Here is a 1095-nt window from a genome sequence, read left to right as displayed (position 1 = left end):
TTTGCATAAGTCGCGCGCGAATGATTCTCTTTAGAGGAGGAGATTCGCTGGAGGGACTGATGGCGGAGCGGCAGATCGGACAATTGAGCTTTACGGACGGTCTGGTGAACGAGGCCGCACGTGCCAACGCACCGTTGCAGCGGATGGCGGAACTGGTGGACTGGCCTGCGGTCGAAGCGCTGCTGGGCGGCTTGCGCAGCGGATCGATGGGTGCGCCGGGCTATCCTTCGCTTGCGCTGTTCAAGGCGTTGCTGCTGCAGCAATGGTATGGGTTGTCCGATCCCGGACTTGAGGAAGCATTGTTGGATCGGCTGTCCTTCCGGCGATTTCTGGGTCTGTCACTGAGCGAACCGGTGCCGGATCATTCCACCCTCTGGCGCTTCCGAGAGCAATTGGCCAAGAGCGGTCTGGCCGAACGCGCCTTTGACCTGATCACGGCGCAGATCGAGAAGTCCGGCTTCGTGTTGAAGCGTGGCACGCTGATCGATGCGTCGCTGGTTCGTTCGGCCGTCAATCCGCCGGAACCACCGGACGGCCCCGTGCCGCCAGACGCCGACGGTCGGCCCGCCAGCAAATTGGTCAAAAGCCCACACGACCCCGACGCCACATGGACCCGGAAAGAGAACAAGTACTTCTTCGGCTACAAGATGCATGTGGGGATGGACCAGGACAGCCGCATCATTCGCCGCCTCGACTTCACGCCCGCCAGCGTCAATGACACCGTCGTTGCCGATGCCCTGATCTGCGGCGACGAGGCCATCGTCTATGCCGACAAGGCTTACGACAGCCACGCTCGCCGAGCGCGGTTGAAGGAGATGGGTATCCGCGACGGCATCATGCGCAGGAACGGCCGCTGGCATCGTTTGGGAACATGGGCTGTACGCCGTAATGCGGTTCTCAGGCATCGTCGCGCTCCGGTGGAGCCGCTCTTTGCCTTGATCAAGCGCGTCTACGGTTTTGCGCGTGCCCGATATCGAGGCCTGCTCCGCAACGCCACCGCATTCCAACTCGCCGCAGCAGCCATCAACCTCCAACGATGGGCGAGAATGGCACCGCAGACCACCTGAACCGGTCAACGCGTGCTCAAGTCTCGCG

1 protein-coding gene is annotated in these 1095 nt (G+C 62.1%); it reads left to right on the top strand.

Annotation, left to right across the window (positions count from 1 at the left end):
* Positions 1-59: 59 nt before the first annotated feature.
* On the top strand, positions 60-1067 hold the full coding sequence (locus CQ14_RS00010) for an IS5 family transposase (RefSeq protein ID WP_057855929.1): 1008 nt from the start codon (positions 60-62) through the stop codon (positions 1065-1067).
* Positions 1068-1095: the final 28 nt, after the last annotated feature.

It is taken from the genome of Bradyrhizobium lablabi, from assembly GCF_001440475.1.
Taxonomy (GTDB): domain Bacteria; phylum Pseudomonadota; class Alphaproteobacteria; order Rhizobiales; family Xanthobacteraceae; genus Bradyrhizobium; species Bradyrhizobium lablabi.
The sequence above is the reverse complement of the archived record's forward strand: the minus strand, read 5'-3'. Positions and strand labels throughout refer to the sequence as shown.